This is a genomic window from Antarctobacter heliothermus, assembly GCF_002237555.1.
In the GTDB taxonomy this organism is placed as follows: Bacteria; Pseudomonadota; Alphaproteobacteria; order Rhodobacterales; family Rhodobacteraceae; genus Antarctobacter; species Antarctobacter heliothermus_B.
In genome coordinates, this window is record NZ_CP022540.1 from 3,570,610 (window position 1) to 3,592,224 (window position 21,615).

Here is a 21,615-nt window from a genome sequence, read left to right on the forward strand (position 1 = left end):
GAGCCGGACATGGATATTGCAGAGCACGGGGCCGATGCCCCGCAAAAACAGGGGATCAGCGATTACCTTGTGCGCCACCTGCGCGAATACGGGCTGCTGTTTGCGCTGATCGCCATCATGGGCTTCTTTCAGATCGTGACCGGCGGCACGCTGCTGAAGCCGGTGAACGTCACCAACCTGCTGTTGCAGAACAGTTATATCGTCATCATGGCACTGGGTATGCTGATCGTCATTGTCAGCGGCAACATCGACCTGTCGGTGGGCTCTGTCATGGGGTTTGTCGGCGCGCTGGCGGCGGTCATGATCGTCGAATGGGAACAATCCACCGCCGTCACCATGATCACCTGCATGATTGCGGGCGGGTTGATCGGCGCGGCGCAGGGGTACTGGATCGCCTATTGGAAGATCCCGTCTTTTATCGTGACGCTGGCCGGGATGCTGGTGTTTCGCGGCGCGTCTCTGTGGCTGCTTGAAGGGCAGTCGCTGGGCCCCTTCCCGCGTGAATTCCAGATGCTGTCCAACGGCTTTGTCCCCGACATCTTTCCGGCGGGGTTCAGCGCCACTGTTGCGGAACTTTTGGGGCAAAAGCGGATAAACGTACTGGCGTTTGGAACCGGCCTTGTCGCCGCCGCGCTGATCCTGTGGATGGAGTTGAAGGCACGCGCCCAGAACCGCGCCTATGGTGTGATGGGCGAACCAAACGCGTTCTTTATCGCCCGCATCGGCATCATCTCGATTGCGCTGATCTTTATCCTGTTCAAGCTGTCGACCTTTCGGGGCCTGCCCAACGTGCTGATTACCATGGGCGTTCTGACGATCATCTATGCCTTTTTCACCGAACGCACCGTGATGGGTCGGCGCATCTATGCGCTGGGCGGCAATGAGAAAGCCGCCAAGCTGTCGGGGATCAAGACGGAACGGCTGACCTTTCTCGCCTTTACCAACATGGGTGTGCTGGCGGCGATCGCGGGCATGGTGTTTGCCGCGCGGCTGAACTCTGCCACGCCCAAGGCGGGCTTTGCGCTGGAACTGGACGTGATCGCCGCCGTCTTTATCGGCGGGGCCTCGATGTCTGGCGGTGTAGGCAAGATCGTCGGCGCGGTTGTCGGCGCCTTCCTGATGGGAGTGCTGAATAACGGCATGTCGATCATGGGCATCGGCATCGACTATCAACAGATGATCAAGGGGCTTGTGCTGCTCGCCGCCGTGATCTTCGACGTCTACAACAAATCAAGGCAGGCATGAGATGACATTCAAACCCGCACAATGGCCCCGTACTCTGCGCAGCCAGGCATGGTACGGCGGCACCTCGCGCGATGTGATTTATCATCGCGGCTGGCTCAAGAACCAAGGCTATCCTGATGACCTGTTCGACGGACGGCCTGTTATTGGCATCCTCAACACATGGTCTGAGCTGACGCCCTGCAACGGCCACCTGCGCGACCTTGCCGAAAAGGTAAAGGCGGGCATCTGGGAGGCCGGTGGCTTTCCGGTCGAGGTACCGGTGTTCTCGGCCTCCGAGAACACCTTTCGCCCCACCGCGATGATGTTCCGCAACCTTGCCGCCCTGTCGATCGAGGAACAGATCCGTGGCCAGCCAATGGACGGCTGCGTCCTGCTGGTGGGCTGTGACAAGACCACGCCGTCGCTGCTGATGGCGGCGGCCTCCTGCGATCTGCCGTCGATTGTCGTCACGGGCGGGCCGATGCTGAACGGCTATTTTCAGGGGGAACGCGTCGGTTCGGGCACACACCTGTGGAAATTCTCCGAGGCCGTGAAGGCCGGTGAAATGACGCAAGAGGAGTTCCTTGAGGCCGAGCAGAGCATGTCGCGCTCTACCGGTTCTTGCAACACGATGGGCACCGCATCGACCATGGCCAGCATGGCCGAGGCGCTGGGCATGGCGCTGTCCGGCAATGCTGCAATACCTGCGGTGGATTCTCGCCGCCGCGTCATGGCGCAACTGTCCGGGCGGCGTATCGTTCAGATGGTCAAGGATGACCTGAAACCCTCTGACATCCTGACCAAACCGGCGTTTGAAAACGCCATCCGCACCAACGGCGCGATTGGCGGGTCAACCAACGCGGTCGTCCACCTTTTGGCCATCGCCGGACGCGTGGGCATCGACCTGACGCTGGACGACTGGGACCGCTGCGGACGTGACGTGGCAACAATCGTCAACCTGTTGCCCTCGGGCAAATACCTGATGGAAGAGTTCTTTTACGCGGGCGGCCTGCCCGTTGTTCTCAAACGTCTGGGAGAAGCAGATTTGTTGCACCGTGAGGCGCTGACGGTGTCCGGCGGGGCGATCTGGGATGAAGTCAAAGAAGCGCGCAACTGGAATGAGGATGTGATCCTGCCGGTTGACAAGGCGCTGACCACGCAAGGCGGGATTGCCGTTCTCAATGGGAATCTTGCCCCCAAGGGCGCTGTGCTGAAACCCTCTGCCGCCTCGCCGCACCTGATGCAGCATCGCGGCCGCGCCGTGGTGTTCGAGGACATCGACGACTACAAAGCCAAGATTGAAGACGACGCACTGGACATTGATGAGACCTGCGTCATGGTGCTGAAAAATTGCGGCCCCAAAGGGTATCCCGGCATGGCCGAGGTGGGTAACATGGGACTGCCACCCAAGGTGTTGAGGCGCGGGATCACCGACATGGTCCGCATTTCAGACGCCCGAATGTCTGGCACCGCCTATGGCACCGTGATCCTGCACACATCCCCGGAGGCGGCCACCGGCGGCCCGCTGGCCGTGGTCCGCGACGGCGACATGATCGAGGTCGACGTCCCTGCCCGCCGCCTGCATCTGGACATCCCGGAAGCCGAATTGCAGGCCCGTCTGGCAGACTGGCAGCCCAGCCATGAGCGCGCCGAAAGCGGTTATGCCTGGCTGCATCAACAACACGTCGAAGGCGCGGACAGCGGTGCCGACCTCGACTTTCTCAAGGGGTGCCGTGGGGCGCCCGTCGGAAAGGACTCGCATTGATGGACATCGCACTCGTAGGCATCGGCAAGATCGCGGTGGATCAACATGTCCCGGCAATCAATGCCTCACCTGACTGGACCCTTGCCGCCACGGTGTCCCGCCAAGGAAGCGTGGATGGCGTCGACAGCTACACCGACTTTGCCCAGATGCTCGCCGAGCGGCCAGAGATCCGGGTTGTCTCGCTCTGCCTTCCGCCGGTGCCGCGCTTTGGCTATGCCGCCGCCGCCCTTGCCGCTGGTCGCCATGTCATGCTGGAAAAGCCGCCCGGCGCGTCGTTGTCGGAATGTCACCGACTGATTGAATTGGCCCGAGCGCAGGGGGTCACTTTGTACGCCACTTGGCATTCGCGCGAGGCGGCGATGGTCGCCCCCGCCAAGGCGTGGCTGACCGACAAGACCATGACCCGCATGACCGTGACATGGAAAGAGGACGTGCGCCGTTGGCATCCCGGTCAGGACTGGATCTGGGAACCGGGTGGCCTTGGCGTGTTTGATCCGGGCATCAATGCACTGTCCATCGTGACGGAAATCCTGCCCGATCCCATCCACCTGACCGCCGCCACGCTGGAAGTGCCGGAAAACAAGCAAGGGCCGATTGCGGCTAGCCTGCGGTTTGCCCACCCAAAGGGTGCCGATGTCAGCGCGGTCTTTGACTGGCGACAGGACGGCGACCAGACTTGGACAATCGAGGTAGAAACCGATGCAGGCACGCTTGCCCTGCATGACGGCGGCGCGCGTATGGTCATCAACGGTCAGGAGCATCGCGCCGAAGGCCCGACGCTGGAAGGTGAATACCCACGCCTTTACGCCAACATGGCTGGCCTTGTCGCCACTGGCGACAGCGACGTGGATCTGGCACCCATGCGCCATGTGGCCGATGCCTTTTTGCTGGGACGCCGCGAAACCGTTGCCCCGTTCCACGACTGACCTTGCCCCACCTCGAAAGGACCCGACATGAAAACGCCCCTGACCGGCATCCTGCCCGTGGCCCCCACGCCGTTCCATGACGATGGTCGCGTTGATGAGGACGGCATGCGCCGCGTGCTGGATTGTATCATCGACCAAGGCGTGGATGCGATCTGCATCCTCGCCAACTATTCGGAACAGTTTCTGCTGTCGGATGAGGAACGCGCTACCCTGATGCGGATCAGTCTGGAACACGTCGCGGGCCGTGTGCCGGTGATTGTCACCATCAGCCATTTTCACACCGGCATTGTCGTCGAGCGCGCAAAATCGGCGCAGGCGCTGGGGGCTTCGATGGTGATGATGATGCCGCCCTATCACGGTGTCGGACTGGTGCCCGGTGAGGCGGGGATCTATGAACATTTTCAGGCTGTTTCAGACGCCATCGACATCCCGATCATGGTGCAGGACGCACCGCTGTCCGGTTGTCAACTGTCGGTGCCGCTGTTGGTTCGCATGGCGCGCGAATTAGAAAACGTCAGCTATTTCAAGATGGAAATGCCCTTTGCCGCCGACAAGCTGGCCGCGCTGATCGAGGCGGGTGGCGATCACATCGTCGGCCCCTTTGACGGCGAAGAGGCCGCGACCCTGCTGGCCGATCTGGACGCAGGCTGTACCGGGACCATGACCTCGGGGCTGCAATGCGAACATATCGGTGTCATCATCCGCAGCTATATGGCAGGTGACAAGGACGCCGCCTTGGCGCAATGGACGCGCTGCCTGCCGCTGATCAACCACGAAAACCGCCAATGCGGTTTGCGCGCCACCAAGGTGGTGATGAAAGAGGGCGGCGTCATCGGGTCGGACCATGTACGCCACCCGCTCAAACCCATGTCCGCGCGCACGCGCGACCGCCTGCTGTATCTTGCGGGCGAGATGGACCTCATTGCCCTGAAATGGGGCAAATAAGGAGATAACTCATGCCCGACACCTACACCCCTCACGGCAAGCACCTGATCGCAGGCGAGTGGGTCGCCAGCGCGGCGACCTTTGCCTCTGACCCGGCGCACGGCCCGTCCCATGCCTATGCCATCGGCACCCCCGAGTTGGTCGACCGCGCCTGCGTCGCGGCAGAGGCGGCGTTCGAGAGCTATGGCCAGACCGCGCGCGCCGACCGCGCCGCGTTCCTGCACGCCATCGCCGATGAGATCGAGGCCCGCGGCCCGCAGATCACCCAGATCGGCACCCAGGAAACCGGCCTGCCAGAGGCCCGTCTGAACGGCGAACGCGGCCGCACCACCGGCCAGCTACGCCTCTTCGCCGAGCATATCCTCAAGGGCGACTATCTGGACCGCCGCCACGACAAGGCCCTGCCGGACCGCGCCCCGCTGCCGCGTCCCGACCTCAAGATGGTGCAGCGCCCGATCGGCCCGGTCGCCGTCTTTGGCGCGTCGAACTTTCCGCTCGCCTTTTCCACCGCCGGCGGCGACACCGCCAGCGCGCTGGCCGCCGGATGCCCGGTGGTGGTCAAGGGCCATTCCGCCCATCCCGGCACCGGCGAGATCGTCGCCGAGGCCATTCACGCCGCCATCGCCACCTGCGGCATCCATCCCGGCACCTTCAGCCTGATCCAGGGCGGCAAACGCGATGTCGGCACCGCCCTTGTCCAGCACCCGCTGATCCGCGCCGTCGGCTTTACCGGCAGCCTCGGCGGCGGGCGGGCGTTGTTCGACCTTTGCGCCAGCCGCCCCGAACCGATCCCCTTCTTCGGCGAGCTGGGCAGCGTCAACCCGATGTTCATCCTGCCGCAGGCGACAGCGGCGCGCGGGGCGCAGATCGGCACGGACTGGGCGGCCTCCCTGACCATGGGGGCCGGACAGTTCTGCACCAACCCCGGCATCGCCGTGGTGGAAACCGGCCCACAGGGCGACGCCCTGGTCGCCGCCGCGGCCGAGGCGTTGAAGGGCGTTCAGACCCAATGCATGCTCACCGACGGTATCGCCGAGGCGTATAGAAACGGTAAACAGCGCTTTGACAGCCGCAATCCGGTGCGCCCGGTGCTGACCACCGACAGCGAGGGCCGCAACGCCGCCCCCAACCTCTATGAGACCGACGCCGCGCAGTACCTGCAGGATCACAGCCTTGGCGAAGAGGTCTTCGGCCCCCTCGGCCTGGTGGTGCGCGTTTCTGGCGCCGACGAGATGGAAACCCTCGCCCGCGGTTTTGAGGGGCAACTGACCTGCACGCTGCACATGGATACCGGCGACACCGACCTTGCCCGCCGCCTGATGCCGGTGCTGGAACGCAAGGCCGGCCGCCTGCTGGTCAACGGCTTTCCCACCGGCGTCGAGGTCAGCGACACAATGGTCCACGGCGGACCCTACCCCGCCTCCACCAACTTCGGCGCAACATCCGTCGGAACCATGGCCATCCGCAGGTTCCTAAGACCCGTATGCTATCAAAACTTCCCAGATGACCTGCTCCCCGTTGATCTCAGGTGAGACGGGGGGAACTTAACCAAAAAGGGCCGCGCAACAGCGCGGCCCCAGCCTGCGGTCGAAAAATGGGGGTGAAAGGCTGATCGGGGGCGCGAACGGCGGCATGACCACGAAACGGCACGCCGTCATCGATGCCGTCATGTGCCCGATCCGGTTCTTCGTCACCGCTGGTCAGGCCAGCGACGACGCCGGCGTCAATGGGCAGCATGCCATCGGTCGCCTGGCTACTGGGCGATCCAGGATTTGATGGGGACTGGTGCCGTGAGGCCCTGATCCTACAGAGGATTGCATCCCGCATCTCTGGACGGAAGTCGCGCGACAAACCCAACAAATACGACAAACGAAAATACAAGGGACGCATCCGTGTCGAGTTCAACTGCGCACGCTTGAAAGATTGGCATCGGGTTGTCACCCGCTCCGGCAGATCCCAGATCGTGTTCCCTTCAGCAATCGCGCTCGCAGCGATCGCCTTGTTTTTGCTCTGAACCAATGTGTCTGGAGCCTAGCAGATCGACCACATCCTGAAGGCGTTACGCAAATACCTGCGCACAGCACAAGGGACACAGTCGCCTGGTAAACGGGGATTTTTAATCGGGGATTTACGCTGAAAGATTGACCTCAATAACGCGAAGGTGGCCAAACAAAGCCATTAATACCACAGTCCCTGCAGGCGCGCGCCACCTATCGCCGTGTACCGGTCAAGGCCAGCTGATCACTCACGTCCGTTCATCACAGCCCGCAATTGTACCGTGTATGCAGCAGGATCTGCGTCGCGTCCGGTTCACTGGTCACACCTTCCAGAAAGGCACCGATCCAGCGGACCGCTTGCGTCAACTCAGCTTTCAGGTCATGCGCCACGATGAAATCCATAGTCCCTGCCTGCAATAGCCCGCGTGATACTGGGGTCAGTTCATGACCCACAAGAATCGCGTCGTCCGCACAGCCTGTTTCCACCAGAGCCTGGGCCACGCCCCTGTTGGCCCCGGCGACATTGTAGATCGCGGGCGGCACACCATGTGCCGCAAAGTAGTCTGCCAGATGTCGGTGGGTGGTGTCGGGGCTGTCATCCGAAATCAGCGGTTCCTCGATTCGCAGATGGGGAAAGCTGGTGCGCAACACGCGGCGAAAGCCCATTTCACGGTCCTTCTGGCTGCGAAAGGCGACGCTCATCATCAGCAGGACAGGCAAGGGCGTTTTTGGCAAAGACCGGCCAATCACCTGCGCCGCCACGCTGCCCGCAGCGTGTTGGTCATTGCCGACATAGGTGTTGCGGCGCGAACTGGGCAGATCGCTGGTCAGGCAGACAACCGGCTTGCCCTTCCGACGCAATTGCCGGATTGCGCCGTTGATCGCGGGATGCTCTCGCGCCACCACCACGCTGCCGTCGGTCCGGGTGCCGTCCTCCAGCAAACGCGCGGCAAAGGCATTGGCGTCCAGTTCGTAGGTCACGGTAAAGGCGCTGCTCACGACGACGCCCGGCTCACTCCGGTGCAGCGCCGCAATGGCCGATCTGACCTCTCCGTTAAAGCCGTCACCGGATTCGCAGTGCAGCGCGATACGCAGCGGTTTGGTCACAGAGGTTTCCTGCCGAAGCTTCTCAAAGGCCGTGCGCACCCGCTGGCGGGTCTGCTCGCGGACGCCGGGGCGGTTGTTCAACACCCTGTCCACCGTTGCGGGGCCAACGCCGGACACCTCGGCCACCTGATGGATTGTCGGACCCTTCCAGGCAGTCTTGCGATCTGATGTGGTCATGGACCCTCCGCCCGCGCTGACGACGGATATGATCGTCGACTTGCTGCTTTTTGATGCTAAACACATCATTTTTTCCCGGTCTAGAGGGTTTGAGCTTTAGCGGTAACGGGTCATACTCGGGTGAATAATAAGGGAGGAGGCCGCCGCAAAAAGGCGGCCCTGTCAAATTGACATACCAGGGTGCCGAAACGGGTGCGTGTTCCATGAGGCGGAAATTCCCGCATATGGGCATCTCTTTGCCTGACCGGATGCGTCACTGGGCATGCCCGACGTCAAAAAGATGAAAGGGAGGCGCACATGAGCTTGATGGAGCTCAGGCAAGTAACCAAGAGCTTCGGCGCGATCCATGCGTTGAACGGGGTCGATCTGAAACTGGAACCGGGCGAAGCCGTCGGCCTGATGGGCGACAACGGCGCGGGAAAATCGACGTTGATGAAGATCATCGCCGGCAATTTCCCCCCGACAACCGGCGAAATCCGGATCGAGGATAAGCGCGTCCATTTCACCAAACCCATTGACGCCCGCGAAAACGGAATCGAGATCGTCTATCAGGATTTGGCGCTGTGCGACAACCTGACAGCAGGTGCCAATGTCTTTCTGGGACGTGAGCTGAAAAAGGGTTTCTGGCCTTTCCGCAAGCTGGATCATCAGGCCATGAACACCCGCGCCGGTGAGTTGTTCGGAGAGTTGAAGTCAGAAACCCGCCCCCGCGATCTGGTCAAGCAGATGTCAGGTGGTCAGCGTCAGGCGGTGGCCATCGCCCGCACCCGTTTGTCAGAGCCCAAGCTGGTGCTGATGGACGAACCCACCGCCGCCATTTCAGTCCGGCAAGTCGCCGAGGTGTTGAACCTCATCAAGCGGCTCAAGGATCAGGGCCACGCCGTCATCCTTGTCAGCCACCGGATGCCCGACGTCTTTGAGGTTTGCGACCGGGTTGCCGTGCTGCGGCGCGGGACCAAGGTTGCCGACAAGAAAATCACGGATACCAGCCCGGAAGAAGTGACCGGCCTCATCATCGGAGCGATCCAGGCAGCATGACCGACAATACACAGACCCCGCAAGACACACATAGCAAGACCGCGCAGACACCGTCGGTCGACCACGCGGCCATCGACGAAAGCATCACGCTAAGGCAAGAAGTGTCCGGCATCGGTGCCATTCTGCGGACCCAGCCGTTCTGGGTTTTTGTGGCGATTTTGGCCATCGGCGTCGTCATGACATTCGTCTCTGACGCCTTTCTAACCGAACGCAACATGTTCAACATCACCCGCAACATGGCCTTTTTCGGCATTATGGCTTTGGGTATGTCGGCGGTGATCTGCACCGCGGGCATCGACCTGTCTGTCGGATCCTTGATGGGCCTTTGCGCCATCAACCTTGCGCTTGTCCTGCAGGCCGGTTGGGGCGTCGAGGTGGGCTTTCTTGCCTGTATGCTGACCGCCGCCGTGGTGGGGTTCATCAATGGCGTGTTGATCGCCTATGTCCGGCTGGCGCCTTTTGTGGTGACGCTGGGAATGTTGGCCATGTCGCGGTCCATCGCCATGGTCATTTCCAACAACAAGATGGTCTACGAATTCGGCCCGGATCAGGATCTGTTCGAACAGATCGGCGGCGGCAGTCTGCTGGGCGTGCCCAATGTGGTTTGGGTGCTGACGGCCATGACCCTCTTTTTTCTTTGGGTCTGGCGCTATTCGGAATGGGGTCGCTGGGTCATCGCCATCGGTGGCAACGCCCACGCAGCCAAGCTGTCGGGCATCCCGGTCGAGCGCGTGATCGTCTCTGTCTACATGGTCTGTTCCATGTGTACCGGCGTCGCGGCCTTCATGTTCATCGGCTACACCGGGTCGGCCACCAACGGCATGGGTGCCACCTATGAATTGAACGTCATCGCGGCCAGCGTGATCGGCGGCGCCAATCTGATGGGCGGCGTGGTCTATGCGCTTGGCGCGCCCATCGGGGCCGCACTGGTCGAGCTGATCCGAAATTCGCTTCTGCTGGCCGGAATTCCGGCCCTGTGGCAGCAATTCTTTGTCGGACTGTTCCTCATTTTGGCTGTCCTTCTGGAACAGCTCCGCAATCGCGGGGGCAAATAACCGCCCCCAACTTCATGACAACGGGAGGAAAATTCATGAAGAAACTACTGACTGCAACTGCGCTGCTTGGCGCATTGACCGCACCGGCTTTTGCCGAAAGCCATGGCGGCTACACCTTTGCGCTGGTGCCCAAGGCGATGAACAACCCGTTCTTCGATCTGGCGCGCGACGGCTGCCACGCCGCGCAAGAGGAACTGGCAGATGTGACCTGCGAATACATCGGCCCCGGTGAACACACCGAGCTTGAACAGATCCAGATCGTTCAGGACCTGATCACCAAGGGTGTTGACGGGATCGCGGTTGCGCCCTCAAACGCACCCGCCATGGCCAAGGTGCTGAAAGGCGCGATGGACGCGGGCATCCCGGTCATGACTTGGGACTCGGATCTGCTGCCAGAGGATATTGCCCTGCGGACCACCTATGTGGGCACCAACAACTACAACATCGGCGTTCATCTGGCCGAACTGGTGATGGCGCGTCACCCCGATGGCGGTACCGTCTGCCTGCAAACCGGTGGCGCGGCGGCGGCGAACCACAACGAGCGCCTGCTAGGCGCGCGCGAAACGCTGGCCGGCATGGATCTTGGCGATCCTCCGGGCCGGATGCTGGACGGCGACAACGGCTGGACCGAGATTTCGGGCTGTCCGCTGATCACCAACGATGACGGCAACGTCGCCGTTCAGGGCATGACCGACATTTTGGCCGCAAACCCGGACCTGACTGCGTTCCTGTCCACCGGCGCGTTTACACAGTGGTTCGACAACGCCTATCGCAACGCAGCCGAGCCCTACAAAGGCAAGATGGATGCGGGTGAGCTGACCATCGTGGTGGCTGACACGCTTCCGATGCAGCTTGCACAGACCAAGGACGGTCTGGGTAACGGCCTGGTTGGTCAACGCCCCTATGAAATGGGATACAAAGCCATGTATATCCTCAAGGATATTGTCGAGGGTAAAAACGTTGAGGACCCGATCTACACCGGGCTCGACATCTGCAACAACGACAACGTCGACACCTGCGTGAAGTGATCGACACCGCCTAAGACATGACGGCGGCGCCCCGGCGCCGCCGTTGCCATGGGGGCGCTGCCCCCGCCGCCCTGCGGGCGTCCCCCCGGGATATTTTTTAGACAGAAGAAACAAAGAGGTGTGGGCAGATGGACAAGGTAAGATATGCCGTCGTCGGCGCGGGCTGGATTTCACAAATCGCCTTTATGCCCGCGGTAGCACAGACAGGGAATTCGGAGATCAGCGCCATTGTCAGTGGCAGTGGCCCGGCGGCTCAGGAACTGGCTCGTTTTCACGGTGGCGCGGAGGTGGTCGACTATGACGGTTATGACGCTCTGCTGGCATCGGACCGGATCGACGCGGTCTATATTGCGCTGCCCAACTCGCTGCATGCCGACTACACCATCCGCGCGTTGCGAGCCGGCAAACACGCGCTGGTGGAAAAGCCGCTGGCGCCCACGGTGGCCGAATGTGAGGCGATGATTACCGCGTCCGATGCCTCGGGCGCTCTTTTGATGACGGCCTACCGATTGCATCATGAGCCGGGCACCGTCGAGGTTCTGGAACGCATCCGGCGCGGCGAGATCGGTGATCCGAGGCTGTTCAGCTCTGTCTTCGGGTTTCAATCCGACGCCGGAAACCATCGTCTGCGCGCCGAGCACTGGGGTGGGCCCTTGCAGGATATCGGCGTCTATTGCCTGAACGCGGCGCGGCATGTGTTTGGCGATGAACCGATTGAGGTCTGCGCGATGGGATCGCATGGCGACAATGACCCGCGTTTTGCCGAGGTCGAGGAAACTGTCGCCGTGACCATGCGTTTTCCGCGCGGGCGGCTGGCGCAATTTGTGGCCAGCTTTGGCACCGACGCGCAAGACAGCTATACCGTTCTGGGCACCAAAGGCACGTTGCAGATCGACCCGGCCTATCGGTTCGAAACCCATTTGGCCTTGCGCCAACTGGCCGATGGGGCAGAACAGTCCGTCTATACCGCTGCGGACTGCGATCATTTCGGTGCGCAAACGGCTTATTTCTCGGAGTGTATTCTGCGCGGCACCCGCCCCGAGAATGACGGTGCTGAGGGGTTGGCCGATGTCACCATCATGCGGGCAATTGAGGCAGCGATGCAGACCGGTCAATCACAAAAGATCACCCTGCCCCCACGCCCCAGCCATCCCGGGCCGGATACGTTGCGCGATGTCCCGCGCACCGATCGGCGGCTGGTTTTCTGAGCGGAGCACATCATGACTCGAATCGACGCCCACCACCATTTCTGGCATCCCGCGCGCGGCGACTACGGCTGGATGCCTGCCGATGACCCGATCCTGAGCCGCCCTTATTGTCCGGAAGACTTGGCACCGACACTACACGACACCGGCATCGCGCAAACCGTGTTGGTACAGGCCGCGCCCACGGTCGGTGAAACCGAATACCTGCTGGGAATTGCGGACAGCACGCCGTATGTGGCAGCAGTTGTCGGCTGGATCGATTTCGAAGATTCCAGCCAGATCTCCACTCTGGAGCGCCTTGCCCGGCATCCAAAATTCGTGGGTGTGCGCCCCATGATCCAGGACATTCCTGATGTCGACTGGATGCTGAAGCCGTCTGTGCAATGGGCCTATGAGGCGCTGGTTGATCTGGACCTGACCTTTGATTGTCTTGGATTTCCACGCCATCAGGCGAACTTTCTGACGCTTTTGCAGCGCTACCCGGACTTGCGTGCGGTTCTGGACCATTGCCTGAAACCACAGCTAAGCACCCACTCCGAGGCGCAATTCAGAGACTGGGCCGAGGGGATGACGCGGCTGGCCGAAGGCACAAGCGCCTGTTGCAAACTCTCCGGCGTTGTGACCGAAGCGGATGACATGCCCGATGAGGCGCTGGTCAAGCGCTACACCGATCATGTGATTGCGGCCTTTGGCCCGGAGCGGGTGATGTGGGGATCGGATTGGCCCGTGGCGCGGCTGCGCTGCGAATATACCGATTGGCTTTCCATGGCGGAACGTTTGACGGCGGATCAAACAAAAAACGCGCGAGAGCGGATATTTGGCGGAACGGCGGCGGCATTTTATCGGATCTGATCACGGCGTAGATAGACCAGTGTCCGGGGCTGCACATCGCTTGTCATGGCATCAAGCGATCCATGGCCCGGCCAACTTAGGCCAGATGCCGCGCGCAGCTGACAGCCCCCCCTAAAGCCGAAACACAATGACGATCGCCCCGGTAGCCGGCAGCCATTGCACTCCCTTTGTCGCCCTGAAAGAGTGGAGGGAAAGAGACCGCACCGTATGGCACCTATCACATTTATCCACTCGTCTGATTTGCACCTTGGTCGCCGCTTTGCCAATATCCCCGAACCGCAAGATGGCAACATCCGGGGTCGGCTGATGGAGGCGCGGCATGGCGCCATCCTTCGTCTGGCAGAGGTCGCGCGCAAGTACGGTGCCGCGCATATCCTGCTGGCCGGCGACACGTTCGACACCGCCACACCCTCGGCTCAGGTTCTCAAGCAGGCGCTGAGTGCGATGGCCGAGGATTCCGGGATCAAGTGGTGGCTGCTGCCCGGCAACCACGACAACCTGCGCAACGCCGAACCGCTCTGGGATCGACTGATGGCCGAGGCACCGCCCAATGTCCACGCGCTGACCACCGCCACCCCGGTCCTGCTGGACGACAGCGCCTGCCTGCTGCCCGCCCCGGTCACCCACCGCGCGCCGGGGCGTGATCTGACCGATGTGCTGGCTGCAATGCCCTCACCCGAGGGCACGCTGCGGATTGGCCTCGCCCATGGCGGCGTGACCGATTTCGAGGACACCGGCGCGCATATCCCGCCCACCCGGGCGGACAGCGCGCGGCTGGATTACCTTGGACTTGGCGATTGGCACGGGCGGTTGGCCATCGGATCGCGCACCCATTACCCCGGCACGCCGGAACAGGACCGTTTCAAACACGGACGACGCGGCGTCTGTCTTGCCGTAACCATCGACTCGCCCGGTGCCCTGCCTCGCGTAGAGGAGGTCGAAACCGGCCATTTTTTGTGGACAGAACAGGACTTACCCATTCAGGCCGGGCTGGACACGCCCGACGCACTGGACGCCCTCTTGCCCGACCGTGGCAGGCGCGACGTGCTGTTGCGGGTACAGGCGACCGGCTGGGCCAGCCTTGCGCAGCGCGCCGAACTGGTTCGGGCCGCCAATGCCGCAGCCCCCGATTTCGCCCATTTTGAGCTGGTCACTGACCATCTTGGCACGCTGCTGGACACTGTCGACCTAGACGCCATCGACCATGCGGGCGCGCTGCGTCAGGCCGCCGAGGATCTCAGGGATGAGGCCGAGGATACGACCCGCTCCGCCGACGACCGGGGGATCGCCGCAGAGGCGCTTGCCCGGCTTTATGCCTATGTGACGGACCCCGCCTCATGAAATTGCGCCGCATCGCCGTCAACAACCTCCGCCGCTTTACCGCGCCAGTCGAAATCACCGGCCTGTCCGAGGGGTTGAATGTCCTCGCCGCCCCCAATGAACAGGGAAAATCCACGCTGTTCGACGGATTGCAGGCGCTATTCCGCTTTCCCCACAGCGGGAAACCGCGTGAAATCACCGCGTTAAGACCGCACGCCGGCGGCGCACCAGAAGTTCTGGTGGACATCGAGACAGACGAGGGTGTCTTTACCGTCGCCAAGCGCTGGATCTCCAAACCCCGCGCAACAATTCACCGCGACGGCCACCTGATCGCACAGGCCGATGAGGCCGAGGCCTGGATCTCGCGCTTGTCTGCTGCCGATGCGGGGGGGCCGTCGGGACTGCTCTGGGTGCGTCAGGGACTGACAGTCCTGTCGGACGGCACCCGCAAGGATCAAGACCTCCAGCGAGACGCGCGCCGCGATCTGCTGTCATCTGTCACCGGAGAGGTCGAGGCCATGACCGGCGGTCAGCGCATGGATGCGGCGCTGAAACACTGTCGGGCGGAACTGGAAAACTACGCCACAGCCACCGGGCGTCCGCGCACCGGGGGGCCGTGGAAGACCGCTCAGGACCGTGTCGAGGCCCTGCGTACCCAACATGAGGAGATGGCCCAGACGGTCGCCGCCTTGCAAGATGATCTGTCCGCGCGCAAACGCGCCCGCACAGAATTGCACGACCTGACAGACCCAGAGACCGCGGAGCGGCGCAAATCCCGTTTGATGGAGGCCACAGCTGCATTTGCCGCCGCCGAACGGCACGCGGCTCGGATCGACACGCTGATCCGGGCCGTGGACACGGCGCAACTGCAGCTGGACGGCTTGTTGACCCGCAAGACCGCGCTGGCAGAAGCGCGCGCCGAACAGGTCGAGGCCACGCAACAGGCGCAGGCCGCGCGAGATCAGCGCGGAACGGCAGACCAGACGCAGGCGGAGGCACAGGCCAACACCCAGACCGCACGCGACACGCTGACCGCAGCCCGCGCCACATTGGCCGAAGCAGAGCGCGCGCTTCAGGCTGCGCAAAACGCAGAGCGCGCAAAGGACACCAGCCGCCAGCGGGCAGAGCTGGCGGACCGACTGACCAAGGCAGAGGCGCTGCGCGACACGGCTGACACGGCACGCGCTGCCGCCACAACAGGCCCCACAGCCGAACATCTGACTGACTTGGAACGCAAGGCTGCCGCGTTGGAACAGGCGCGCGCGCTACGGGACGCCAGCGCCGCAAAGCTGGAAATAACCTATGAGCCGGGCCGCGACGGCAGCATTCACCGCGACGGCACCGCGCTGCCCGGCGCGATCCCAATACCGCTGATCACTTCCACGGATCTGCAGATCGATGGCATCGGGAACCTCCGCTTTGCCCCCGGCGGCAAAGGCGACGATGGCAGCGTCGATGCCGCGCAGGATGCCCTTGACACCGCGCTGCGTAAGCTGGGCGTCGACGACATCGCCGGCGCCCGTGCTGCGGCCGAAACCCGCGCGCGCGCCGAACGCGCAGTGGCCGAGGCCAGCGCCGCCCTGAAAGCGCACGCGCCCAAGGGGCTGGATGCCCTGCATGATGCGCTTGCCGCCTTGCCCGTGCCACCGGAGGATTCAACCACCGATCTTCCCCCGCTCGAAGAGGCAAAAGAAGCCCGCAATGCAGCAGAGGCGTTCCGGATTGAGGCAGAGACCGCACTTGAAACCGCGCGCGACCGGCTTGACCTCGCTCGAACAGAAGCCGCCCGCGCACAGGCCGCAGGGCAAGCCGCCAAAGACCGACTGACTCGCGCAGACGCGGCCTTGTCGCGGATAGAACCTATTTCGGACGCGGATCTTGCCACCGAACTGGCACAGGCAGAGGTCGCGTTTGCCGATGCGCAAACCGCCTGCGCAAAGGCCAAGGCCGAGGCACCCGACCTTGAAAGCACCCGGGCCGCCCTGACCCGCGCACAATCAGCGGAACGCGCCGCCGAAGATAACATTGCGCGTCTGACGGTAGATCTGGCGCGGTTGGACGAACGTGTGCGCCGCAACGCCGAGGGCGCGGTCGAGGAACGGCTGGAGGAGCTGGAGCAAGACCTGAAGGCCGCCGAAGCAAGCCTTGCCCGCATGGCACGCGAAGTAGCTGTCCTGCAACGTCTTGCCGCCGCGCTAGAGGCCGCTAGGTCCGCCGCAAGAGATAGGTATTTCACGCCTGTTGCCAATGCCTTGCGCCCTCTTCTTCACCTTCTTTGGCCAGAGGCACAACTGGAATGGGACGACACCGATCTGCTACCGCGCCAACTGATCCGCAATGGGCGCGAGGAAACCGTCGACGTTCTGTCCGGCGGCACGCAAGAGCAACTGGCCCTGCTGGTCCGCCTCGCCTTTGCTCGCCTTCTGGCGCAGGATGGGCGCGCGGCCCCCGTGATCCTTGACGATGCGCTGGTCTATACTGACGACGATCGGATCGAGCGGATGTTTGACGCGCTGCACCGACAGGCCGCCGACGTGCAAATCATCGTGCTGACCTGCCGCCAACGCGCCTTTCGTGACCTTGGCGGGCAACAGCTGAGCATCCGTCCGCTGTCTCTGACCAGCGACAGCCTGCTGGACGTGTAACCCCGATGGATCACAAAGCCGTCCTTGCCAGACTGCCCGCCGACACCCGCAGCGCGCTGACGACACGGCGCGATGCCCCGGGTCTGAGGCACCTCGCTGGCCACCTTGGCGCGATCTTTCTGATCGGCGCGCTGATCCTTGCTCGTGTCCCGTTCTGGCCACTGCTCTTGCTGCCGCAGGGCATCTTGTTGGTGTTCCTCTTTACGCTGCTGCATGAGACGGTGCATGACACGCCGTTCCGCACGCAATGGCTCAACCGTGCTGCGGGATGGTTGAGCGGGGCGCTGCTGTTCCTGCCGCCGATCTGGTTTCGGTGGTTTCACCTTGCCCATCATCGCCACACGCAAATCCCCGGAAAAGATCCCGAACTGGCTGAGACCAAACCTGAGACTCTGCGCGCATGGCTGGTCCACGTTTCTGGTGTGCCGGTTTGGATCAGCCACTTTCGCACGCTGTTCCGCAATGCCGCCGGGCGCTGCGACGACGACTATATCCCCAAAGCCCGGCGCGACGACATCACCCGCGAAGCGCGGCAGTTCCTCACCCTATACGCCGTTGCCTTGCTGGGTTCCCTGTTGGCGGGCAACGCTGCGCTGCTCTGGGTGTGGCTGATCCCGCTCCTGCTGGGACAACCGTTTCTGCGGCTATACCTGCTGGCGGAACATGGGCGCTGTGCCTTTGTCACCAATATGCTGGAAAATACCCGCACCACATTTACCAACCGGCTGATCCGCTGGCTGGCCTGGAACATGCCGTATCACGCCGAACACCATAGCTTTCCTGCCGTGCCGTTTCACCAACTGCCTGCGCTGCACGCCCATATGGCGCCGCATCTCAACGTGACTGAAAACGGCTACGGCATGTTCACAGCCACTTATGTCTCAGACCTGCGCTGACGGGAAATTCACCGATTACCCCTTTGCAACGGCGCAAGGCGGGCCTATATTCTGTTTTGTCCTCTCGGGGACTATGGGCATAAACGCGCATGTAATAAACGGATCGGACCCGGGGGCGGTACCCGGCGTCTCCACCATATATCCCTTGTTGGGGGATCTTGGGGACGAAACAGGATCGACGAACGCGTAAAGATGTAGCTTTGCTTCGGTGAGATACCACCGTTATCGGTTCACAAAGTACAATTGCCAACAACAATCGTGCTCCGGTGGCTCTCGCAGCGTAAGCTGTTAGAAATACCGAAATCTAAGCCCTTGCGCCTAGCAGCGTAAGGCGGGGTTCGCAGGCACCTGGCAACAGAAGCCTGCACTTTACCCCCTATCCCTCTCCATTGCGTATGATGTCGGTCGACGGCGCGCATCACAGCATACTGTTTTCGGACAGCTCTGACATGGCCCGCGGCGTGTCCACCGTCTCTCCTCGTTCCACGGCGTGCCGCTCACGTCCCACCAGCTCACCCCGGATTTCGCGCAAGAGATGGCAATGATTTGCGGCCCCTTCGGCGAATTCCGCATAGCGCGCGCGCCGTTTCGCGACAAAATCCCACCAGCGATTTTCATCCAGCGCATAGCCCGCGGCGAAATTATCCGCCTTGTAGCCCATGTCATAAACGCGCTTGCCCAACAGAACCGCCTGATACACCTGCGCCGAAAACAGCACGGCCGAGTCCAGATCACCGGGCTGCGCCATGTTCTCTGCCAGCGTGTCCGACACTGCCAATTCTTCGGGCGCATCAACCCAGTATTGGCTGTCGGACCAGTTCCCCAACGCATAGTGCAGGCAGATGAAATCACGCACCTCGTCTTACAACCGCTCCATCTGACAGTTGTAGCGACGACGCAGTGGTGCGGCATAACTGGTGTCAGGGAAATAGGTGATCAGCGCCCGCACTGCCATGTCGATCATATGGATGGCGGTCGATTCAAGCGGCTCGATGAATCCCCCCGACAGGCCCACCGCAACGCAGTTCTTGACCCAGTTTTCGCGGTTGCGGCCAATCCGCATCGGGATCACCCGCGGCTCCAGCCCCTCTACGGCTGGCCCGACTCAGGACATAAGTTCATCGCGGGCCAGCTCATCGGTGCGATGCGCGCTGGAAAACACATAGCCAGTGCCGACCCGGTTGAACAACGGCACGCGTCACGTCCAGCCCGCGCCAAGCGCGGTTGACCGGGCCATAGGCTCGATGTCGTCAGTCAGGTGAGGCACCTGAACCGCCATCGCACGATCATTGGCCAGATACTTGGAATAGCTGATAAATTCGATTCCCAAAGCCTTGTTAATGATCAACCCGCGAAAGCCCGTGCAGTCCAGAACCAGTTCGACGTCATGCCGCCCACCCTTTTCCAAATGCAGTGCCGGGACCTTTCCGGTCTCATCCAGTTCCACGTCCTGAAAATTGTCAAAGATATGGACCACGCCGCGCGCAATGCAGGTGTCGCGCAATAAGGCCGAAAACTTGCCAGCATCCAAATGGTAGGCAAATCCAGCCCCTTGGGCAAACTCCCCGGCGCGGAACGGGCGCGGCCCGCGCAGGCCATCGCGCAGGTCAAGGCAAGGCGAAAAGAGGTGAACAAAATCAAAGTCTCCGGCGCCGTACTTGAGGTAGTAGGCGGCCAGCGGCGCGCCGTTCAGCGGCTGTGGCGCGTCAAACGGATTGACGTAAGAGATTGGCTGACCGTCCGCGTCCACGTTCCAGTGATCGAACAATACGCCAAGTTTGAAAGAGGCATTACAGCAGCGAAAGAACGCTGCCTCCGAGATCCCGCAATCGGCCAGCGTGCGCGGCATGTCGGGCACAGTCACCTCCCCCACGCCCGCGGTGGAGATGTCTGGCGATTCGAACAGCGTGATTTCTACCGCATCCTCTGGCGGGCGTGTCTCGCGCAGCAGGCTGTTGAGCAACGATGCGGCAAGCCACCCCGCAGTCCCGCCGCCGACAATGGTGACTTTGCGGATCGGTGACGCCATGCCTTGTCCCCCATGATGACGTTTCAATCAGCCTACGCCGGTCGGGGAACAAAGCAATGCCGCTGGTGGGCTTGACCCGCGCTGACAGCCTGTCAAACCCGGCTTTGGGTATTTCAACAAAATGCAGATCTGATGACATCGCTTTCCACACTTGCACTTGTCTTTGGCCGCATCGGGCTGCTTTCCTTTGGCGGGCCTGCCGCGCAGATCGCGCTGATGCACCGCGAACTGGTCGAGGATCGTCCCTGGATGTCGGAACAGCAGTTCCTGCGCGCGCTCAGCTTTTGCATGTTGCTGCCCGGACCGGAGGCAATGCAATTGGCCACCTATGCAGGCTGGCGAATGCGCGGCATTTGGGGCGGGTTGATCGCGGGCGGGCTGTTTGTGCTGCCGGGGGCTGGAGTTATCGCCGGTCTTGCGCTGCTTTATGCAGAATTCGGGGCCCGGCCAGAGACGGAGGCGCTATTACTGGGGGTCAAGGCCTGCGTTGTGGTGATTGTCGCACAGGCACTCATCAGACTGTCGTCCAAAGCCTTGCAAGGCACCTCAGACACCATCACAGCCGGGCTGTCGTTCCTTGGCATCTATGCGTTGGGACTGCCTTTTCCGTTGATCATTGCGCTGGCCGCACTGTGGGGTGCGGCGCGTGCCCCAAATGTTTCAGAAACCCCGCCCGATCCCACCGGACACAAGACCCATCCGGCCACCCTCGCGCTTTGGTTCGCGCTCTGGCTGATGCCACTGCCGGTCTTGTGGATCACCGGCCAACAGTTGTTGTTCGACCTTGCCGCTTTCTTTGCCAAGCTGGCGGTTGTCACCTTTGGCGGTGCCTATGCCGTGCTGACCTACATGGCGCAGGAAGTGGTCGAGACGCGCGGTTGGCTGGACGCCACGCAAATGGTTGACGCGCTGGGTCTGGCCGAAACCACCCCCGGTCCGCTGATCCTTGTGACGCAGTTTGTCGGGCAACTGGCGGGCCATGCTCAGGGCGGGCCTTGGCTTGCGCTGGCGGCGGGGGCTCTGACGCTTTGGATGACCTTTGTGCCGTGCTTCTTGTGGATTTTCGCCGGGGCACCATACGTCGAGAACCTGCTGGCCCGGCCACGCCTGCAATCGGCGCTGGCCGCCATCACCGCTGCCGTGGTGGGCGTAATCCTCAACCTGTCGCTATGGTTTGCGCTGCATGTGCTGTTTGCCGTGCTGGTCCCTGTCTCGATTGGGCCGATCAGTTTTGACCTGCCACAGCTTGCCGCGTTGCGCTGGCAAGTCCTGCCATTGATCGGTCTGGCCGCAGTGATGCTTTTGGTGGCCAAACGTGGCGTTCCGCTTACTCTTTTGGCATGTGCCGTCTTGGGGTGGGCGCTGTCGTAGCTTTGATTTTCGCCCCTTGGCCCCTTTTACTCTCT

17 protein-coding genes, 1 other RNA gene and 1 pseudogene are annotated in these 21,615 nt (G+C 62.1%); 16 read left to right on the plus strand and 3 right to left on the minus strand.

The features are described from left to right. Positions 1–9 precede the first annotated feature (9 nt). From mmsB to ANTHELSMS3_RS17030, 5 genes are read left to right on the plus strand one after another with little or no spacing between them, the layout of a single operon-like run. Positions 10–1,245, plus strand: coding sequence for a multiple monosaccharide ABC transporter permease (mmsB, locus tag ANTHELSMS3_RS17010; protein ID WP_094035918.1), 1,236 nt, complete (start codon positions 10–12; stop codon positions 1,243–1,245). A 1-nt stretch (position 1,246) separates the two neighbouring features. After that, on the plus strand, positions 1,247–2,989 hold the full coding sequence (gene araD / locus ANTHELSMS3_RS17015) for an L-arabinonate dehydratase (RefSeq protein ID WP_094035919.1): 1,743 nt from the start codon (positions 1,247–1,249) through the stop codon (positions 2,987–2,989). After that, positions 2,989–3,915, plus strand: coding sequence for a Gfo/Idh/MocA family protein (locus tag ANTHELSMS3_RS17020; protein ID WP_094035920.1), 927 nt, complete (start codon positions 2,989–2,991; stop codon positions 3,913–3,915). Before araD ends, ANTHELSMS3_RS17020 begins: the two co-directional genes overlap by 1 nt. A gap of 27 nt (positions 3,916–3,942) precedes the next feature. Continuing rightward, the gene (locus ANTHELSMS3_RS17025; RefSeq protein WP_094035921.1) at positions 3,943–4,860 is read left to right on the plus strand and encodes a dihydrodipicolinate synthase family protein; all 918 of its coding nucleotides are present in this window, start codon (positions 3,943–3,945) and stop codon (positions 4,858–4,860) included. Between the two features lie 11 nt (positions 4,861–4,871). Then, positions 4,872–6,392, plus strand: coding sequence for an aldehyde dehydrogenase (NADP(+)) (locus tag ANTHELSMS3_RS17030; protein ID WP_094035922.1), 1,521 nt, complete (start codon positions 4,872–4,874; stop codon positions 6,390–6,392). Here the strand turns inward: ANTHELSMS3_RS17030 and ANTHELSMS3_RS17035 are convergent. Continuing rightward, a complete protein-coding gene (locus ANTHELSMS3_RS17035) occupies positions 6,385–6,597 on the minus strand; it encodes a hypothetical protein (RefSeq protein WP_094035923.1) in 213 nt (70 codons plus the stop codon). The two genes, ANTHELSMS3_RS17030 and ANTHELSMS3_RS17035, sit on opposite strands and share 8 nt — an antisense overlap. Here ANTHELSMS3_RS17035 and ANTHELSMS3_RS17040 point away from each other — a divergent pair. Beyond that, positions 6,587–6,874 (plus strand): hypothetical protein, encoded by a 288-nt coding sequence (locus ANTHELSMS3_RS17040; RefSeq protein ID WP_157733549.1) that lies wholly within the window; start codon positions 6,587–6,589, stop codon positions 6,872–6,874. The genes ANTHELSMS3_RS17035 and ANTHELSMS3_RS17040 overlap by 11 nt on opposite strands. 244 nt (positions 6,875–7,118) lie before the next feature. Here ANTHELSMS3_RS17040 and ANTHELSMS3_RS17045 read toward each other — a convergent pair whose 3' ends face one another. Then, positions 7,119–8,141 (minus strand): LacI family DNA-binding transcriptional regulator, encoded by a 1,023-nt coding sequence (locus ANTHELSMS3_RS17045; protein WP_094035925.1) that lies wholly within the window; start codon positions 8,139–8,141, stop codon positions 7,119–7,121. Positions 8,142–8,438: 297 nt separating this feature from the next. Here ANTHELSMS3_RS17045 and ANTHELSMS3_RS17050 point away from each other — a divergent pair, with 297 nt between their 5' ends. The 9 genes from ANTHELSMS3_RS17050 (at position 8,439) to ssrA (ending at position 18,549) form a co-directional block, all read left to right on the plus strand. Further along, a complete protein-coding gene (locus ANTHELSMS3_RS17050; RefSeq protein WP_094035926.1) occupies positions 8,439–9,179 on the plus strand; it encodes an ATP-binding cassette domain-containing protein in 741 nt (246 codons plus the stop codon). Then, positions 9,176–10,234, plus strand: a complete 1,059-nt coding sequence (locus ANTHELSMS3_RS17055) for an ABC transporter permease (protein WP_094035927.1) — start codon at positions 9,176–9,178, stop codon at positions 10,232–10,234. The genes ANTHELSMS3_RS17050 and ANTHELSMS3_RS17055 overlap by 4 nt, the downstream gene beginning before the upstream one ends. Before the next feature lie 35 nt (positions 10,235–10,269). Beyond that, positions 10,270–11,262, plus strand: a complete 993-nt coding sequence (locus tag ANTHELSMS3_RS17060) for a sugar-binding protein (RefSeq protein WP_094035928.1) — start codon at positions 10,270–10,272, stop codon at positions 11,260–11,262. Between the two features lie 128 nt (positions 11,263–11,390). Continuing rightward, a complete protein-coding gene (locus tag ANTHELSMS3_RS17065; RefSeq protein WP_094035929.1) occupies positions 11,391–12,470 on the plus strand; it encodes a Gfo/Idh/MocA family protein in 1,080 nt (359 codons plus the stop codon). Between the two features lie 12 nt (positions 12,471–12,482). Next, positions 12,483–13,319 carry an amidohydrolase family protein gene (locus tag ANTHELSMS3_RS17070; RefSeq protein ID WP_094035930.1) on the plus strand — a complete coding sequence of 279 codons (837 nt, stop codon included), beginning with the start codon at positions 12,483–12,485 and terminating at the stop codon, positions 13,317–13,319. A 207-nt stretch (positions 13,320–13,526) separates the two neighbouring features. Continuing rightward, a complete protein-coding gene (locus ANTHELSMS3_RS17075; RefSeq protein ID WP_094035931.1) occupies positions 13,527–14,660 on the plus strand; it encodes a metallophosphoesterase family protein in 1,134 nt (377 codons plus the stop codon). Continuing rightward, positions 14,657–17,284: an AAA family ATPase gene (locus ANTHELSMS3_RS17080; protein ID WP_094035932.1), complete on the plus strand. Its 2,628-nt coding sequence runs from the start codon at positions 14,657–14,659 to the stop codon at positions 17,282–17,284. The genes ANTHELSMS3_RS17075 and ANTHELSMS3_RS17080 overlap by 4 nt, the downstream gene beginning before the upstream one ends. A 5-nt stretch (positions 17,285–17,289) precedes the next feature. After that, on the plus strand, positions 17,290–18,180 hold the full coding sequence (locus ANTHELSMS3_RS17085; protein WP_094035933.1) for a fatty acid desaturase: 891 nt from the start codon (positions 17,290–17,292) through the stop codon (positions 18,178–18,180). Between the two features lie 18 nt (positions 18,181–18,198). Beyond that, positions 18,199–18,549, plus strand: a transfer-messenger RNA (tmRNA) gene (ssrA, locus tag ANTHELSMS3_RS17090). A 49-nt stretch (positions 18,550–18,598) separates the two neighbouring features. Here the strand turns inward: ssrA and ANTHELSMS3_RS26040 are convergent. Next, positions 18,599–20,209, minus strand: a pseudogene (locus tag ANTHELSMS3_RS26040) (tryptophan halogenase family protein). A gap of 132 nt (positions 20,210–20,341) precedes the next feature. On the opposite strand from ANTHELSMS3_RS26040, the gene chrA reads away from it, so the two are divergent. Then, on the plus strand, positions 20,342–21,580 hold the full coding sequence (gene chrA / locus ANTHELSMS3_RS17110; RefSeq protein WP_094035937.1) for a chromate efflux transporter: 1,239 nt from the start codon (positions 20,342–20,344) through the stop codon (positions 21,578–21,580). The last annotated feature ends 35 nt before the right edge of the window (positions 21,581–21,615 follow it).

Excerpts from the sequence above, each read along its gene's own strand:
- chrA (WP_094035937.1), top strand. The coding sequence starts at position 20,342 with ATGACATCGCTTTCCACACTTGCACTTGTCTTTGGCCGCATCGGGCTG.
- ANTHELSMS3_RS17080 (WP_094035932.1), top strand. The coding sequence starts at position 14,657 with ATGAAATTGCGCCGCATCGCCGTCAACAACCTCCGCCGCTTTACCGCG.
- mmsB (WP_094035918.1), top strand. The coding sequence starts at position 10 with ATGGATATTGCAGAGCACGGGGCCGATGCCCCGCAAAAACAGGGGATC.
- ANTHELSMS3_RS17030 (WP_094035922.1), top strand. The coding sequence starts at position 4,872 with ATGCCCGACACCTACACCCCTCACGGCAAGCACCTGATCGCAGGCGAG.
- ANTHELSMS3_RS17050 (WP_094035926.1), top strand. The coding sequence starts at position 8,439 with ATGAGCTTGATGGAGCTCAGGCAAGTAACCAAGAGCTTCGGCGCGATC.
- ANTHELSMS3_RS17040 (WP_157733549.1), top strand. The coding sequence starts at position 6,587 with ATGGGCAGCATGCCATCGGTCGCCTGGCTACTGGGCGATCCAGGATTT.
- ANTHELSMS3_RS17035 (WP_094035923.1), bottom strand. The coding sequence starts at position 6,597 with ATGCTGCCCATTGACGCCGGCGTCGTCGCTGGCCTGACCAGCGGTGAC.
- ANTHELSMS3_RS17060 (WP_094035928.1), top strand. The coding sequence starts at position 10,270 with ATGAAGAAACTACTGACTGCAACTGCGCTGCTTGGCGCATTGACCGCA.
- araD (WP_094035919.1), top strand. The coding sequence starts at position 1,247 with ATGACATTCAAACCCGCACAATGGCCCCGTACTCTGCGCAGCCAGGCA.
- ANTHELSMS3_RS17045 (WP_094035925.1), bottom strand. The coding sequence starts at position 8,141 with ATGACCACATCAGATCGCAAGACTGCCTGGAAGGGTCCGACAATCCAT.
- ANTHELSMS3_RS17065 (WP_094035929.1), top strand. The coding sequence starts at position 11,391 with ATGGACAAGGTAAGATATGCCGTCGTCGGCGCGGGCTGGATTTCACAA.
- ANTHELSMS3_RS17025 (WP_094035921.1), top strand. The coding sequence starts at position 3,943 with ATGAAAACGCCCCTGACCGGCATCCTGCCCGTGGCCCCCACGCCGTTC.
- ANTHELSMS3_RS17020 (WP_094035920.1), top strand. The coding sequence starts at position 2,989 with ATGGACATCGCACTCGTAGGCATCGGCAAGATCGCGGTGGATCAACAT.
- ANTHELSMS3_RS17070 (WP_094035930.1), top strand. The coding sequence starts at position 12,483 with ATGACTCGAATCGACGCCCACCACCATTTCTGGCATCCCGCGCGCGGC.
- ANTHELSMS3_RS17055 (WP_094035927.1), top strand. The coding sequence starts at position 9,176 with ATGACCGACAATACACAGACCCCGCAAGACACACATAGCAAGACCGCG.
- ANTHELSMS3_RS17075 (WP_094035931.1), top strand. The coding sequence starts at position 13,527 with ATGGCACCTATCACATTTATCCACTCGTCTGATTTGCACCTTGGTCGC.
- ANTHELSMS3_RS17085 (WP_094035933.1), top strand. The coding sequence starts at position 17,290 with ATGGATCACAAAGCCGTCCTTGCCAGACTGCCCGCCGACACCCGCAGC.